This is a genomic window from Motilimonas sp. E26 (assembly GCF_021278025.1).
Lineage (GTDB): Bacteria > Pseudomonadota > Gammaproteobacteria > Enterobacterales > CBDFNC01 > Motilimonas.
Map to the genome: position 1 here is coordinate 1 of NZ_JAIBHJ010000005.1, position 14,684 is coordinate 14,684.

A 14,684-nucleotide genomic window follows, 5' to 3' on the forward strand; every position below is an offset into this window, starting at 1 on the left:
CGCTCGACTTGCATGTGTTAAGCCTGCCGCCAGCGTTCAATCTGAGCCATGATCAAACTCTTCAATTAAAGTTTTTTTGGTCCGAAGACCTGCTCAATGAATTCTGTTTTGAACATCACCTAAGTGATATTCGATTTGTTCTGTATGAACACTCAGAAATTACATTGATAAATAAATCGTTTTGGCGATTCGTTACCATTGCGTTGTTAGCCGTGGCTTTCAACATGAGTATTCACACAGATTGCATGATTAAATTGTTAAAGAGCGTTGACTGGGTTGCTTTCGCTTTACCTCGTCAGGGCTGCGCATTCTACGCTAGCCGATTTGAAAGTCAATCGTTAATTTCGAGAAATTTTCGATTTATCTTTCTGGTTAGAAACCGCAGCTTCTTAACCACCTGATGTTGCGTTGCGCCTTGCGCTGTGCCGTCTCAGTGGTTGCGCATTATAGGGAGATTCGATTCTGGCGCAAGGCTTTTTTTAAGAAAAGTTACAGTTTTCACTATTTCGAGGTAATTTGCTCATAAAACACACATAAATAGCACTTAAGGCTACAAGGCAGCCTATTTTTTATACACAGTTATAAGCAATTAAAATCTTTACCGAACGTTTCCACACGCTGCCAATCAGTAAACTCTAGGTCTTTGGTTTTATCCGTACTACCGCCAGTCATCTTCATGATTAGCTGGATAATCAATGTTTGCCACCAGTTATACTTCGAGTAGGTTAGTGCACCAGCAAACACCCCTTTCATTTTTGGTTGCCATTCACATAAGCGATCAAACTTCATCATATAAGCACTTGTTGCGGGGCTGGCCTTTTCAGGTTTCCGCGCAGTTAAACAAACAACAAAAAAAGCATTTGGTTTTTTGTGTAGCTCATCTTTGTGTTTATTCAAAAAAGGGATAACACTTGATTCAAAATTACCGTAACGTATCGATGCTCCTACCAGCACTTTTGTGTACTGGGTAAAATCAATTGTAGCCGCCTCATTGATATTGACCAAATCGGAGTCTTGATCTAATTCAGACTGGATCTTCTTGATTATTTTTAATGTTTGGCCGTCACGGCTTGAAAACAAGATTAATACTTTTGACATTTGCTTCCTTAAAATACATTTAAGCTGCAATCAGCTTTTCCAATAAACAGGCGTGAACAAGACCAGTAGCGTAAATATTTCTAAACGGCCAAATAACATAGCTAAAACTAAAATCCATTTACTCGCATCAGATGTTTCACCAAAGTGCACAGCTACCTCACCCAAGCCCGGCCCCAAGTTATTGAGAGTCGCCACAACAGCAGAAAACGCAGAAAGCTCCTCCATACCCGTTGCAATTAACGCTAACATACAAATAACAAACACCAAGGCATAAGCCGAGAAAAACCCCCATACCGCTTCCACAACCTTATCTGGAACTGCTTTTTTGCCAAGTTTAATTTTGTAGATAGCACGAGGGTGCACCAATCGCTTCAATTCGCGAAACCCCTGCAAATTTAAAAGTAATACCCTAATCACCTTCATTCCACCGCCAGTAGAGCCCGCGCAGCCACCGATAAAAGACGAGAAGACCAAGAGCACAGGTAAAAACAGGGGCCAATCGGCGAAGCTTGTGGTGCTAAAGCCAGCGGTTGTTGATATTGATACCGCTTGAAATAATGCTTGATCTAAACTCTGCTCAAGAGTGTCATATGTCTGATGTACAGCCAGCACAGTAAAGCAAACCAGCGTCAGCCCCAGTTGTATGAAAAGAAACGCGCGCACTTCGGGATCTTTCAAATACACCTTCAAGCGCATACCATGATTACCAAAAGCAGCGAAGTGTAAAGCAAAATTAAAACCTGAAATAATCAGGAAAACCACAGTAATAAGGTTGATAAGCGGGCTATTGAAAAAACCCATACTGGCATCGTGAGTGGAAAAACCGCCAATTGCCACCGTCGCAAACGAATGACAGATCGCGTCAAACAAGGTCATACCAGCCAGCCAAAACGCCAACATACAGGCAATGGTCAAACACAAATAGATATACCAAAGCGCTTTAGCCGTCTCGGCTATCCTCGGCGTCATTTTAGAATCTTTAACAGGCCCAGGTGTTTCTGCGCGATAAAGCTGCATCCCACCAATTCCTAGAATAGGGAGCACAGCAACGGCAAGTACGATGATCCCCATCCCGCCCAACCATTGCAGCATTTGTCGGTAAAATAGAATAGCCTTGGGCAAGTTATCTAGCCCAGTGATCACCGTTGCTCCAGTAGTTGTTAAACCCGAGAATGATTCAAAAAAAGATTCGGCTACATTCATTTGCGGCTGTTCACTGATTAAGAAAGGCAATGAACCCACACTGCCCAGTACAGTCCAAAACAACACCACAATCAAAAAGCCATCTTTTGCTTTTAATTCACTTTTGTAATATCGATTAGGGAACCATAATGAAAGACCGGAAAATAGAGCAATCAAAAATGCACTAATAAAATCACGACCGGCACCATCTTTGTAGATTACCGCGACTAACGCTGGCGCCAACATAGTGACGCTAAACAAGGCAACCAATAAACCAACAATACGTAAAATAGCCCTAAACTGCATTTAATGTGTCACCTGTGTTTGTTCCAACATAACTTATCCATATCATTCGATGAGAGCAAACTGCAGTTCACCTTGGCTTTTATCTTTTAAACTCTGTTTTAATATACTCACATTACGGCTATCAATACTTACCTTTAACCCCACCATTTCACCATAATCACTGCTGACAACTGCACCACCTAACTGAGCTAATAAAATCTCAATCCAACTAATTTGCGGATAATGGCAAAAAATATACCCTAAAGCCTGAGGAACTTTCTCAGTCACTTCAATTTGTTTCAGAGCAGCCTGTACCCCTCCACCATAGGCCCGTACTAACCCCCCTGTCCCAAGCTTTATCCCTCCTGAATAGCGAACGACTACAGCAGTAACCTCTCCCAAGCCACTTCCTTGTAACGCCGCTAAAATAGGTTTACCAGCTGTGCCGCTGGGCTCACCATCATCACTAAATCCAAGCTCAACACTATTATTTGGCGCAGCAGCCACAAATGCCCAACAGTGATGTCTAGCACTTGGGTGCTGCTTTTTCACCATTTGAATGAAAGCTGTTGCTTGCTCTCGCCCGTTGGTATGAGCAAGCATAGTAATAAAACGGCTTTTCTTGATTTCCTCTACAAACTCAACTTGTTCGACAATGATAGGGTAAGGCTGAAGCATTAACTTAAACCCAAATCGCGCGTCATGTTTTCTATATTGTGCTGATGAATAATAATATTATCTTCAATTCGAATACCACCAAAGGGCAATAACTCAGCGACTTTTTGCCAATTAACTTGGCCTTGTTGAGGGGTTTGCTGCAGGTGTTTCAGTAGTTCCGGAATAAAATACAAACCAGGCTCAATAGTATAAACCTGCTGAGGCTCAATAATGCGGGTGCAGCGTAAAAAGCTATGCTCTTGAGGCGGGGCCAAAGGAGTACCGCGTTCATCTTGCATAAAACCAGCAACATCATGAACTTGTAAACCTAATAAATGCCCTAAGCCGTGTGGGAAGAAAGCGGAAGTCACACCACCAGCGACCAAACTTTCAACGCTTCCCTGGGCAAGTTTAAAATCTAACAAAATTTGAGCTATTTTACTGTGCATTTGTAAATGAAGATCGCTATAACGCATGCCAACCTTAATTTCACCGATCGACGCCAGCTGGGCTTGCTCAACAGCAACAATAAGCTCGGCAAACAGATCATCACGTGCGCTGTAAGTTCGCGTTATATCAGCCGCATAGCCCGCATAGTTAGCACCAGCATCGATTAAAAATGAGCGCTGTTCACTCGTCGATAAACGACGTAGCTCGGGATGACTGTAATGTAAAATGGCGGCATGCTCATTGAGTGCAACAATGTTGCCATAAGGAACTTCATTGTCGTCTTGGCCAATGGCATTTAAATAATGTTGATTAATTTCAAACTCTGACAAACCATCGAAAAATGCCGCCTTTGCCGCTAAGTGCCCTGAAACAGCTATCTCATTAGCTTGTCGTAAACAGGCCATTTCATAGTCGGTTTTATAACTACGATGAAAGTGTAAATAATTAAGCACATGCTCGGGATTACACTGACCAATGCCTAATGCATCAGCAACTTCAATATGTTCACCAATATAAGCCATATTGGCGCGATCGTAAGGCAGCAAATCGGCCACCTGCTCAGGCCGAGCAAGTAATTCAATATCAAAAAATGCAGCCCAAAAATCATCTGGCTCATTGGGTACTTTATGCCAAAAATCGACTGGGCGATAAAAAATCAATTTCGGCTTATCTTGGCCATTCACCACTAACCAGCAATTGGGGTTATCATACACAGGTAACCAATGTTTAAAATGCGGGTTAGCCTTAAACGGGTAGGTTTGGTCATCGAGGAATGCTTTTTTTAGCTGACCAGAATGGATGATCAGTGCGTCAAATGCCTGCAGCTTTAACGCCTCAGCAATACGAGATTGAAGTGCGGCAATATGCGCAGCAAAAAGTGTTACAACATTATTCATATAAAACCCTGCTAAATGAGCCAAATCAGATATTAATATCTTAACACACAAGATAATGAAGGCAGCCAACACTGTTTGACCGAAATGCGACTTGTTGCAACCAAGTCACAGTAAACCATCATTTGCTAGTAATAACTCAGGGCTGCAACTAATATCTAATCAATCAGGTATTAGAACTTAGGTCGCTTTTTTAATTTTCCTAAGCTAGGAGTGGTTAGATTAAAGGCATAGTCCTGCCTATCGACATTACCCAAATACAGGAGGGATTGATGACGAAGCCAACCGACACCTTACGAAAACATCGCAAGTACATAGCTGTACACATCCTGATTTGGGTAATCGGTTGCTTTATCTTAATCAGCTTAACTCGTGTTTCCGCCCCATTTCAGCTCATTGACTTTTACATGGAAGGACTTTTTTTCTTTGCCTGCTTAAGCACATTTATTGAGATCATGCGTTTACGCCTTGGCTGGTTAATGAGTGTAGGATGGGGCACTTTTACTTCTGCTCTCGCACTAGATGTGCTCGATGAATTCTCACCAGAATCCCAATATATGACGCTTCACGATATACTGGAGCACTTTTTACAGTTTGGCCTCATTCTGATATGTATCGCCTTCCTTCAAGCTATTGTTACCAAAAGGCGATTAATCAAAGCGTTTGAACGTGAAATAGAGTTTAGGCGTCAGCTAGAAATTCGGCTGAAAAAAATAGCTCATCAAGATGCGTTAACTGAGTTATTTAATCGCCGTGCTTTTTTTGAGAAATATGCAAACTTATTGATCCGCTATAAACAACCCACTCTTATCTATATTGATTTGGATAATTTCAAGCAGCTAAATGATAGCCAAGGTCACGAAGCAGGCGACGAGTACCTCGTCAACTTTGCTAGTAGACTAAAGCGAATTTTAGCTAGTCAGGGCGCCGCATTCCGATTCGGTGGCGACGAGTTCGTGGTTATTTTTGGCGGTGCCAGCGCAGAGCACTTTATAATAGAGTTGCGTAAACAACTAACACCGATAAATAAAGAATCGGGAGTAGATCTCAGCTATGGACTCATTAACATCAGTGGAAACATTGCCGCAGACCAATTAATAAAAGAAGCCGATGAGCTAATGTATCGCAACAAACAAGAAAAAAAACAAAGACAAGCTAGGGCCAAGCAACCTAGACCAAGGCCAATACCAGACCAAGCTAAAGACTAACGCAATTTTGCATTCGCTTGCTCATTAGGTGCTGAAAAGCGAGGGTTTTGTATGAACTTGCTATCCGTTAAAGCGGCTAAAAAAGCGATCAATTGGTTTTTTTCTTGTTCCGTCAACCCAAAACCAGAGACTAACTCACTTTTGTTAGGGTTGAGCCTACCATCGCCTTGCACACCTTTTAAATTTAAACTGCCGCCACGGCTGTAATGGCCTATCACTTGCGCCAAGTGAGCCATGCTTCCGTCATGCATATAAGGAGCGGTTAAGGTTACATTTCGCAAAGAAGGTGCCCTGAACTTACCATTATCCGATTGTTCAAACGAGACTTCATAAAGACCTAAGTCCGATTCGGGATAGCCCATATCACTGTAATACAAGCCGGTATTGTGAAACTCATTTAGCTGCACTCGCCCTTGTGCATCCAAGGTTTGATTAAAATTCATCCCGCCGTGACAACGACGACAACCTAATCGCTCGGATTCAAAAAGCACCATCCCAGCGATAGCCTCATCACTGAGCGCCTGTTTATTACCTGCTAAATATTGATCATAAGGACTATTGTAAGACTGCAACGTCATTTGAAAAGCCGCTAATGCAGCAGTAATCCGAGTAAGCGAAATCTCAGTATCGCCAAAAGCAGCATTAAACAATGGAGCATAATCATACTGCGATAAAGTTAAATTTTGCGCCAACACATCAATTTCAGAAGCCGCCATTTCAACGGGATCATCGCTAAACAATGGTATCAACGCTTGAAAGGCAAGCTCAGTCTGTAACGGGTTCGCCCAAGTAAAGCTGTCGTAACTGGCCAAATTGAACAGCGCCAAACTGTTGCGTCGACCCGCTTTACCATGAGTGTTAAAAGATAAGCGTCGACTGTCGGCAAAAGCATAAGCTTGTTGATGACAGTCACTGCAGGCTAAGTTGTTATTGGCTGATAAACGTTTGTCATAAAATAAATGACGCCCCAACTCGGCCAAAGCTTGCTGCTCTTGCCCACTTTGCTGTTTATTCCAACTCCAAACACTTAAAGCCAACAAACCTAAGCATAGAGCGAAGCTCAAGGCAAAACGCCTCATCAAGCCCCCAGTCTAAATATACGCTGCGGCGCATCTTGTAAACCAAGTAAATTAAATAACGTATCACATCCCTTGTCTTGCGGCTTACCAAAGCAACGGGCGTGAGGAAGCTCGGTAAAAAACTGGCGTAACTCTAATTTAATTGGTTGGCCTAACTGATAACTCGGCAACACAATCTCAGGCCGATTTTGATACTTACATTGGATATCATCACCGATATTGCCAACACAGCCGCTGCTACCTAGGTGATGCTTTACTGTTTGCTCCCGCCAAGCAAGATCAAAGTAGGCAAACTTATAGCCTACCGTCCAATGCCATTGTAGCTGGTTGATATCCAAAGGCGCTCTGGCAAGTTGAGGGTCTTGATGGTTGAGCGCTTCCGGCACACCTATTCTAAAGCGTACCCCTCGATATTGTCCGGGCTTAACCTTCATTACAACAGAGGTTAAACCCATTTGATTGGTTTGACAGGGCGCCAAGTCCAACAGCGCAATTGACTCATTTTGCCAAGGGCTATTTAGAGCGTTATCTAACTCAACTTTTTGCCACTGACCCGACAACTCTTGTAGCGCCAAATCGTGAATATACAACGTCAGCGCATTTACTTGTAAAGCGCTACTACATGTCACCTCTTGCCCTTCAAAGTTGAGAGAGAATGGCAAAATGACCGTTTCTGTTTTAGATTCAGCGCAGCCAAACAACCACAAGCAGGCAATTACCAGCATCATCTGTTTCATTGTTACCATCCATAGTAAACTCCATTAGCGCTGAGCATAAAGCCAAAGCTACCCTATGGTAAAGCCTGTCAGCTTATTGCAAAATTCCCTATTCTTTAAAGATGAGAAAACTCATGACTTATTCCAGCAAAGATGTTGCACTATATCACTTCACCGCTTGCCCCTATTGCCGCAAAGTGCGTGATAGCCTAAACGAACAAAAACTTAACATTGAACTCAGAGATGTCCGCAAACACACCCATTACCACCAAGAATTAATCAGCAAAGGCGGCAAGGCAACTGTACCTTGTTTACGCATCAAAGAAGCCGATGGTTATCGTTGGCTATATGAGTCCAACGACATCATTAAGTTTCTAAAGCAACAGGTAAAATAATTATTATAAAACGCTGAAAATTGATCTTGCTCAATTTTTGGTTCAACTTAACTCCCCAACACGGTATCATTAATTGGAAATGCGCCTAAAAATGATACCAACATGAATAGCTTACCAACCAATTACATTGCTACCTTTATAATCCCACCGCCAGGTATCGCTAACATGTTATCATTTTTAAAAAGTGACGATTATAATCAAAGAGTTAAAGAACTTGCTTACCAAGAATTAGCCAATAAATACGGTATTAGCCGCCAACAAGCCGACCAACTTTGCCAACAAAACAATGAGCTGTAAAAACGTTATTACTGGTTAGTGAGTATTTATAATTCGCGTTTGAGTTAACTCAGGTGCAGCCTAACCCTTAACATCAAATTAATGTAATATACAGTTATCAACCTATAACGAGATAAAGGACATTTATGAATAAGGTTTTCTGGTTCGCAGCCATCGTATTATTAATCGATATCATTGACGTGGCACTGTCCGATGCCCCCGCCCCAATCACACATGGCCAGTCACAATCAGCCACGCAACACGAAAAAACTCACTCTTGGGGTTATACCGGTGAAACAGGGCCTGACGCTTGGGGAGACATTTCAAAAACCTGTGAAAACGGCAAACAACAATCACCCATTGATATTGTCAGTGCGCACCCCAGCCAACTAGAAGAAATTGAGTGGGACTATGAGCCCAAATTCCAAAACATCGTTCACAATGGTCATACAATACAAGTCAATCTACAACCTGGCAGTGAAATAGAGGTTAATGATACAGATTACCAATTGAAACAATTCCACTTTCATACCCCCAGTGAAAACCATTTAAATGGTAAGAGTTACCCGTTAGAAGCACATTTTGTTCATGCCGACAAAAAAGGCAATTTAGCCGTGGTTGGCGTATTCTTTGAACACGGCCCAGCTAATCCAGCCTTAACGGCTTTATGGCAACAAATGCCAACGCAAGCAGGGACCAAGCAATCATTAAAGAAAGCAAAATTAAACCTTAATGAATTATTGCCTGCAGATAGAGGCTATTACAGCTTTAAGGGATCATTAACCACTCCACCTTGCAGTGAAGGCGTGCAATGGTTAGTCATGCAGCAAGCAATTACAGCCTCTCCTGAGCAAATAGCAGCATTCAAAGCGGTATTGCCTAGCCACAACAACCGCCCAATTCAAGCACAGAACCAACGCAAAATTAGTGTGAGTAAATAACCGAGAATAAAATAAAAACGGGAGCCAATGGCTCCCGATTTCTACTTGCTTGTAAGGTATTAATAGCCTTGGTCGGTATAAGCTGTTACTTGTGCATCAGCCACTAAACCATCTTCATCCACCACGTGTTGCTGGAAGAAATCTTGAATTTCTTTACGCTCACCGTGAGCCGTCCAGCTAGCAGCATCTGCCCACACTTCATTAAACAAAATACTGTAATCAGAACGCGTGGCGCTTGGGTGATCTATTTGACGCGTTAAAATATATTGTAAACAGCCTTCCTCTTCACGCGAGCTGGGCTCTAACGCCTTCAGTACTTCAAACAACTCCTGCTCTTTACCTTCTTTAGCGCGAAACTGGGCAATTACATACACCTTAGACATTATCTTTCCTTACTTTAGACATAATAAAAACGAGTATATCGCTAACCATCAGCAATTAAAGGGTAGCAACAAAAAAGGGAGCCGCAGCTCCCAGTTTAATCCAGTAAAAAAGCCAAAGGATTACTTCTTAATTCGAGTATTAAAAATCAGCTCTAATGCCACTTCATCACACGAATGTTGACGGAAGCAATCATCACAATCTTTTAACACTTTTTCTGGCAACATCGCTTTACTGGTTGGACTAAAACCAAGCTGCATAAAGAATTCAGATGCACGGGTCAGCACAAATAAACGTTGGATCGCCATCTTCTGTGCTTTCTTAATTAAGAACTCAACCAAGGCTTGATCTTGACCTTGGTCTGCAAACTCAACATCGACACCGAGTGAGCGTACTTCAGCTAAACCCGTATCGTAAACATAAAGAGAAGCGCAACCCGTTACTTTACCATTCACTTCGGTAACAGCAAATTCACCCACAGCTGACACTAATTCAGAGCGAGAGCGTGGTAGGTTTTCGCCCGCATTTGACCAGTAATTGACCAAACGTTCAATATCGTCTAAATCCGTTAAACGCGCCGCACGTGCATACACGCCAGAGGTATCACGCTTATTTAAACGTTTTTCGGCAGAGCTTAAGGCAAATTCAACCTGCTCAGGAGCTACACCGCCCAACGCTTGACGCGCGGCTAATGTAGCTTCTAAGGTCAACACTGGGTAAACATCCGCTTCAATCACGTTAGAGAACACTTTAAATTCTTCAACCGTTAAGTCTTCTAGTGGTACGCCCTTTTCAATGGCACCTACCACAGCAGCTCCCACAATATGGTGCGCTTCACGAAATGGAATGCCTTTAGCCACTAAGTAATCAGCTAACTCGGTGGCATTAGCATAACCGCCTTGCGCCGCTTCTTTAGTACGCTCTTCGTTTACTTTCAGGTCGGTTAGGGCCATTTCCGCCATTTCTAAACAGTCGCCCCACGTATCAAGCGCATCAAATAAGCCTTCTTTATCTTCTTGCATATCTTTGTTATAGGCCAAAGGCAAGGCTTTTAGGGTCATCATCATCCCCGACAGAGAGCCGTAAACACGACCCGCTTTACCACGGATCAGCTCCATCGCATCAGGGTTTTTCTTTTGCGGCATTAATGACGAACCAGATGTCACTTGGTCTGACATTTCAATAAAGCCAGACTCACCTGAGTTGTAAAAAATCAAATCTTCAGCCATACGAGAAAGGTGCAGCATAGAAAGAGATGCGGTACTCATTAACTCAACCACGTGATCACGATCAGATACACTGTCTAAGCTGTTACGAGTGGCACGGCGAAACCCTAAGTTGTGCGCCAATATAGTACGGTCCATCGGGTAACCGGTCCCCGCTAATGCGCCACTGCCTAATGGGCTAGTATCAAGACGCTTTAAACAATCTTTCATACGGCCATAGTCACGCTCAAACATTTCAACATAAGCTAGACACCAATGAGAGAAAGTCACCGGCTGAGCACGTTGCAAGTGGGTATAACCCGGTAATACCACTTGCTGGTGAATGCGCGCTAGCTCAACCAATTTCTGTTGTAGGCGATCCAATAACACGATCAACTCTTGGGCGCGCTCTTTACACCAGAGCTTTAAATCTGTTGCTACTTGGTCATTTCGGCTACGACCTGTGTGCAGCTTTTTACCTAAGTCGCCCACTTTTTGAATCAGCTGCGTTTCAACCCACGAGTGAATATCTTCGGCATCAGACTCCAAAATTTGCTCAGGGTTTGCCACCACTGACTCTTTTAATTCGTTCAGCGCCACTTCCAAACGCTGCTGCTCATCAGCGGTCAGTACGTTCACTTCTAACAGTGATTTTGACCAGGCAATCGAGCCAACTATATCCTGCTTAGCCAGACGATAGTCAAACCGCAAGGAATCATTAAATAACTTAAATTTTGCGTCTGCTGCTTGGCTAAAACGCCCGCCCCAAAGTGCCATGAGCTTTTCTCTCCTGAAATATTTTTACAATCGGTCTTTTTTGTCAGAGTAAGTGACCAATCAAGTCTTTAAAACGACAAAATAGCCACTCAAGAGCAGCTATTTTGTTTGATGCTAATTAAAACAAAACTTACTTGTTTTTAGCATTTAACGAACGAATACGACTCGCTAAAGAATACAGACGAATAAAACCTTCTGCATGCTTTTGGTTGTAAACATCGTCAGCACCAAAAGTCGCAAACTCTTCAGAGTATAAGCTGTTTGGTGATTTTTTCTTCACTGCAACCGCTTGGCCTTTGTAAAGACGTACAACCACTTCACCATTGGCATCTTTTGCTAACGACTCAGAAGCAGAAAGTAACGACTCACAAAGCGGTGTAAACCAACGACCGTCATAGACTAAGTGAGCAAATTCTTGACCCACTTGATCACGCCAGCGACGTGATGGTTTGTCATGCACTAGTTCATCGATACCACGCAGCGCAGTAACCATTACTGTACCACCTGGAGTTTCGTAACAACCACGAGACTTCATACCCACAGTACGGTTTTCAGTGATATCAACACGGCCCACGCCATGTTTAGCTGCTTTTTCATTTAACAGCATAAGCGCTTGATAAGGTGATAACTCAACACCATCAACTGCAGTAACACGTGCATTTTCAACGGTTAGCGTCACGTATTCAGGCTCGTTTGGTGCATCTAATGGATCAACCGTCATGGTCCAAACACCCTTGCTTGGCTCATTGTACGGGTCTTCTAACTCGCCACCTTCGTGAGAAATATGCCATGCGTTAGCATCGCGGCTGTAAATTTTAGTCGCTGAAGCACTGGTTTTGATGTTACGTTCTGCCAAGTAATCAAGCAGGTCTTCACGAGAAACCATGTCCCACTCACGCCAAGGTGCAATTACTTTAAGCTCAGGCGCTAACGCCGCAAAACAGCTTTCAAAACGGATTTGGTCATTACCTTTACCCGTACAACCGTGACATACTGCATCCGCACCAACTTTCAATGCTACTTCAACCTGCGCTTTAGCGATGATTGGACGCGCCATTGAGGTACCTAATAGATACGTGCCTTCATATACCGCACCCGTTGCAATGGTTGGGTAGATGTAGTCTTTTACAAATTCTTCTTTCAGGTCAACAATGTGACACTCTGAAGCACCTGACGCCAAGGCTTTCTCTTCTAAGCCGACTAGCTCTTCTGCGCCTTGACCTACGTCAGCACAGAACGCAACAATTTCACAATCATCATAGGTTTCTTTCAACCATGGAATGATCGCCGAAGTATCTAAACCACCTGAATAAGCCAGTACTACTTTTTTTACCTTGCTCATTAAAAATCTCCTTTCATCAATGTCAGCATGATGGCATTTTGGATATGCATTCTGTTTTCTGCTTGTTGGAATATTAGTGAAACATTCTCGTCGTCCATCACTTCTGATGTGATATCCAACTCACGATGTGCCGGCTGACAATGTAACACATGTTTAATGCCGGTATTATCCAGCAATGCCCTATTTATTTGATAAGGCATAAATTTATCTTTTACTGCTTGTAATGGTGTGTCGTCACCCATGGATACCCAAGTATCACCGTAAACGACATCGTATCCCTTGATATCATCCATTGAGTTAGTCACGCGAATGGTCGCACCTGACTTTTCAGCAATGTCTTCAACCTGTTTTAAAATTTGCGCATCTGGGCTTGAGCCAATCGGACATACCGCTGTCACTTCCGCTCCCACAATCGCACCAACAATAAATAAAGAGTGGGTAACATTATTGCCATCACCGACGTAAGCCAATTTTACTTTGGAAAGATCATCATAGTGTTCAGCAATGGTCATAAAGTCGGCTAAACCTTGGCATGGGTGATACAAATCACAAAGGGAATTAATCACAGGTACATTAGAGTACTCAGCCAACTCTTCCAGTGTTTTATGGGACATGACTCGCGCCACAATACAATCGGCCCAACGCGTTAAATTCGATGCAAAATCTTTCACCGTTTCACGCTCACCAATCGCACCATTTTGTGAATCAAGGTAGACCGCATGACCGCCCATTTTATGAATACCAATATCAAAGGTCACGCGAGTACGCAGCGATTGCTTTTCAAAAATGGTAACGATGCTTTTCCCTTTTAGGGCATCAGCATATTTTTTCGGGTTCGCTTTTAAGTCCTTACCCAAGTTAATGAGATCAATGACCTGCTGCTTACTGGCTTCTTTACCTGTTAATAAATGTTCCATGCTCCCTCCCTCTTGCTGGCAGCTTTTAGCCACCAGCGTAAATGCGTTATTTAAGTACCTTAGTACCTTTATTGTCACCTTTTAATAAGGCAATTAAATTTTCCGGTTGTTTCCAACTTGCTAACATAACGTGACCTAGGGTTTCAGCCGCTTCTAATGCTGCTTGTACTTTCACCGTCATGCCATCACGGATCACGCCAGCTGCAATCAATTCATTGGCGAGCGTGGTATTAAGTTCAGGAATAAGCTGTTGATTACCATCAAGCACACCATCAACATCAGACAGGAACACTAACTCGGCGCCTACTAACTCACAAATCGCGATAGCCGCTTGGTCAGCATTAACATTATACAAACGGCCGTCTTCACCAATGCCAATAGATGAAATAACCGGTAATTGGTTCGCCGCTAATAACACCTTAAGCAAGGTTGGATCATTTGGCTCACATTGACCAACAGCACCAAGCTCAGGATCAAGTTGAGTCACCTTAGTACTAAAGCCATCGGCTAAAGAAAGGCCAACAGCACTCAGGCCTGCTTGCAGCGCTTTCGCCATTAATAGCTTATTTGAGGTGCCCGCCAATGCCCCTGCCACGTAAGGAATTTGCTCAAATGGGGTAATACGTAAGCCGTTTTTCTTTTCGCTTTTGATGCCCATTTTACTCAGCACATCTTCTACCACTATTCCGCCGCCATGCACCAAAATCAATGGACGTTGGTTATCTGTTAAATAGCGCGTTAACGCATCAAATAAGTTTGCAAGGGCAGTGTTATTCTCAAGTACTGCACCGCCAAGTTTAATTAACAGTGGTTTATTCATGCTGTTGTTATTTCCTTACGGCCAATGGCCAACAAAACTCGCTATTCTATGTGTTTTTCAGC

At 43.1% G+C, this 14,684-nt stretch carries 15 protein-coding genes and 1 rRNA gene; 4 read left to right on the top strand and 12 right to left on the bottom strand.

Annotation, left to right across the window (positions count from 1 at the left end):
* The 5 genes from K1M91_RS05670 to pepQ form a co-directional block, all read right to left on the bottom strand.
* A 16S ribosomal RNA gene (locus K1M91_RS05670) occupies positions 1-68 on the bottom strand; the annotation flags it as partial.
* A 511-nt stretch (positions 69-579) separates the two neighbouring features.
* Positions 580-1,098 carry a menaquinone-dependent protoporphyrinogen IX dehydrogenase gene (hemG, locus tag K1M91_RS05675; protein ID WP_232800589.1) on the bottom strand — a complete coding sequence of 173 codons (519 nt, stop codon included), beginning with the start codon at positions 1,096-1,098 and terminating at the stop codon, positions 580-582.
* Positions 1,099-1,128: 30 nt separating this feature from the next.
* On the bottom strand, positions 1,129-2,586 hold the full coding sequence (locus K1M91_RS05680) for a TrkH family potassium uptake protein (RefSeq protein WP_232800590.1): 1,458 nt from the start codon (positions 2,584-2,586) through the stop codon (positions 1,129-1,131).
* A gap of 42 nt (positions 2,587-2,628) precedes the next feature.
* Complete coding sequence (locus tag K1M91_RS05685; protein WP_232800591.1) at positions 2,629-3,243, bottom strand: YigZ family protein; 615 nt, start codon at positions 3,241-3,243, stop codon at positions 2,629-2,631.
* The gene (gene pepQ, locus K1M91_RS05690) at positions 3,243-4,568 is read right to left on the bottom strand and encodes a Xaa-Pro dipeptidase (RefSeq protein ID WP_232800592.1); all 1,326 of its coding nucleotides are present in this window, start codon (positions 4,566-4,568) and stop codon (positions 3,243-3,245) included. The genes K1M91_RS05685 and pepQ overlap by 1 nt, the downstream gene beginning before the upstream one ends.
* Positions 4,569-4,837: 269 nt before the next feature.
* On the opposite strand from pepQ, the gene K1M91_RS05695 reads away from it, so the two are divergent.
* Complete coding sequence (locus K1M91_RS05695; protein WP_232800593.1) at positions 4,838-5,773, top strand: GGDEF domain-containing protein; 936 nt, start codon at positions 4,838-4,840, stop codon at positions 5,771-5,773.
* On the opposite strand, the gene K1M91_RS05700 is transcribed toward K1M91_RS05695, so the two are convergent.
* Together K1M91_RS05700 and K1M91_RS05705 are read right to left on the bottom strand one after the other, a co-directional pair.
* Positions 5,770-6,837 (bottom strand): MbnH family di-heme enzyme, encoded by a 1,068-nt coding sequence (locus tag K1M91_RS05700; RefSeq protein WP_232800594.1) that lies wholly within the window; start codon positions 6,835-6,837, stop codon positions 5,770-5,772. The two genes, K1M91_RS05695 and K1M91_RS05700, sit on opposite strands and share 4 nt — an antisense overlap.
* A gap of 14 nt (positions 6,838-6,851) precedes the next feature.
* On the bottom strand, positions 6,852-7,589 hold the full coding sequence (locus tag K1M91_RS05705) for an MbnP family copper-binding protein (protein WP_232800595.1): 738 nt from the start codon (positions 7,587-7,589) through the stop codon (positions 6,852-6,854).
* Between the two features lie 113 nt (positions 7,590-7,702).
* Between K1M91_RS05705 and K1M91_RS05710 the strand changes: the two genes are divergently transcribed.
* The 3 genes from K1M91_RS05710 to K1M91_RS05720 all read left to right on the top strand — a co-directional run bounded on the left by K1M91_RS05710 (position 7,703) and on the right by K1M91_RS05720 (position 9,180).
* Positions 7,703-7,963, top strand: coding sequence for a glutathione S-transferase N-terminal domain-containing protein (locus tag K1M91_RS05710; protein WP_232800596.1), 261 nt, complete (start codon positions 7,703-7,705; stop codon positions 7,961-7,963).
* A 102-nt stretch (positions 7,964-8,065) separates the two neighbouring features.
* Entirely contained in the window at positions 8,066-8,260 is a 195-nt protein-coding gene (locus tag K1M91_RS05715; protein WP_232800597.1) for a hypothetical protein, read from the top strand.
* A 125-nt stretch (positions 8,261-8,385) separates the two neighbouring features.
* Entirely contained in the window at positions 8,386-9,180 is a 795-nt protein-coding gene (locus K1M91_RS05720; RefSeq protein WP_232800598.1) for a carbonic anhydrase family protein, read from the top strand.
* Between the two features lie 59 nt (positions 9,181-9,239).
* Here K1M91_RS05720 and K1M91_RS05725 read toward each other — a convergent pair whose 3' ends face one another.
* From K1M91_RS05725 to argB, 5 genes are all read right to left on the bottom strand, one after another.
* Positions 9,240-9,566 carry a putative quinol monooxygenase gene (locus tag K1M91_RS05725; RefSeq protein ID WP_232800913.1) on the bottom strand — a complete coding sequence of 109 codons (327 nt, stop codon included), beginning with the start codon at positions 9,564-9,566 and terminating at the stop codon, positions 9,240-9,242.
* A gap of 117 nt (positions 9,567-9,683) precedes the next feature.
* Entirely contained in the window at positions 9,684-11,543 is a 1,860-nt protein-coding gene (argH, locus tag K1M91_RS05730; RefSeq protein ID WP_232800599.1) for an argininosuccinate lyase, read from the bottom strand.
* Positions 11,544-11,673: 130 nt separating this feature from the next.
* Positions 11,674-12,885, bottom strand: a complete 1,212-nt coding sequence (locus tag K1M91_RS05735) for an argininosuccinate synthase (RefSeq protein ID WP_232800600.1) — start codon at positions 12,883-12,885, stop codon at positions 11,674-11,676.
* On the bottom strand, positions 12,885-13,802 hold the full coding sequence (locus K1M91_RS05740; RefSeq protein ID WP_232800601.1) for an ornithine carbamoyltransferase: 918 nt from the start codon (positions 13,800-13,802) through the stop codon (positions 12,885-12,887). Before K1M91_RS05740 ends, K1M91_RS05735 begins: the two co-directional genes overlap by 1 nt.
* 46 nt (positions 13,803-13,848) lie before the next feature.
* A complete protein-coding gene (argB, locus tag K1M91_RS05745) occupies positions 13,849-14,622 on the bottom strand; it encodes an acetylglutamate kinase (RefSeq protein ID WP_232800602.1) in 774 nt (257 codons plus the stop codon).
* Between the last annotated feature and the right edge of the window lie 62 nt (positions 14,623-14,684).

What these genes read in the sequence shown, in the direction of transcription:
- hemG (WP_232800589.1), bottom strand. Translation starts at nt 1,098, where the DNA reads ATGTCAAAAGTATTAATCTTGTTTTCAAGCCGTGACGGCCAAACATTA.
- K1M91_RS05680 (WP_232800590.1), bottom strand. Translation starts at nt 2,586, where the DNA reads ATGCAGTTTAGGGCTATTTTACGTATTGTTGGTTTATTGGTTGCCTTG.
- K1M91_RS05685 (WP_232800591.1), bottom strand. Translation starts at nt 3,243, where the DNA reads ATGCTTCAGCCTTACCCTATCATTGTCGAACAAGTTGAGTTTGTAGAG.
- pepQ (WP_232800592.1), bottom strand. Translation starts at nt 4,568, where the DNA reads ATGAATAATGTTGTAACACTTTTTGCTGCGCATATTGCCGCACTTCAA.
- K1M91_RS05695 (WP_232800593.1), top strand. Translation starts at nt 4,838, where the DNA reads ATGACGAAGCCAACCGACACCTTACGAAAACATCGCAAGTACATAGCT.
- K1M91_RS05705 (WP_232800595.1), bottom strand. Translation starts at nt 7,589, where the DNA reads ATGAAACAGATGATGCTGGTAATTGCCTGCTTGTGGTTGTTTGGCTGC.
- K1M91_RS05710 (WP_232800596.1), top strand. Translation starts at nt 7,703, where the DNA reads ATGACTTATTCCAGCAAAGATGTTGCACTATATCACTTCACCGCTTGC.
- K1M91_RS05715 (WP_232800597.1), top strand. Translation starts at nt 8,066, where the DNA reads ATGAATAGCTTACCAACCAATTACATTGCTACCTTTATAATCCCACCG.
- K1M91_RS05720 (WP_232800598.1), top strand. Translation starts at nt 8,386, where the DNA reads ATGAATAAGGTTTTCTGGTTCGCAGCCATCGTATTATTAATCGATATC.
- argH (WP_232800599.1), bottom strand. Translation starts at nt 11,543, where the DNA reads ATGGCACTTTGGGGCGGGCGTTTTAGCCAAGCAGCAGACGCAAAATTT.
- K1M91_RS05735 (WP_232800600.1), bottom strand. Translation starts at nt 12,885, where the DNA reads ATGAGCAAGGTAAAAAAAGTAGTACTGGCTTATTCAGGTGGTTTAGAT.
- K1M91_RS05740 (WP_232800601.1), bottom strand. Translation starts at nt 13,802, where the DNA reads ATGGAACATTTATTAACAGGTAAAGAAGCCAGTAAGCAGCAGGTCATT.
- argB (WP_232800602.1), bottom strand. Translation starts at nt 14,622, where the DNA reads ATGAATAAACCACTGTTAATTAAACTTGGCGGTGCAGTACTTGAGAAT.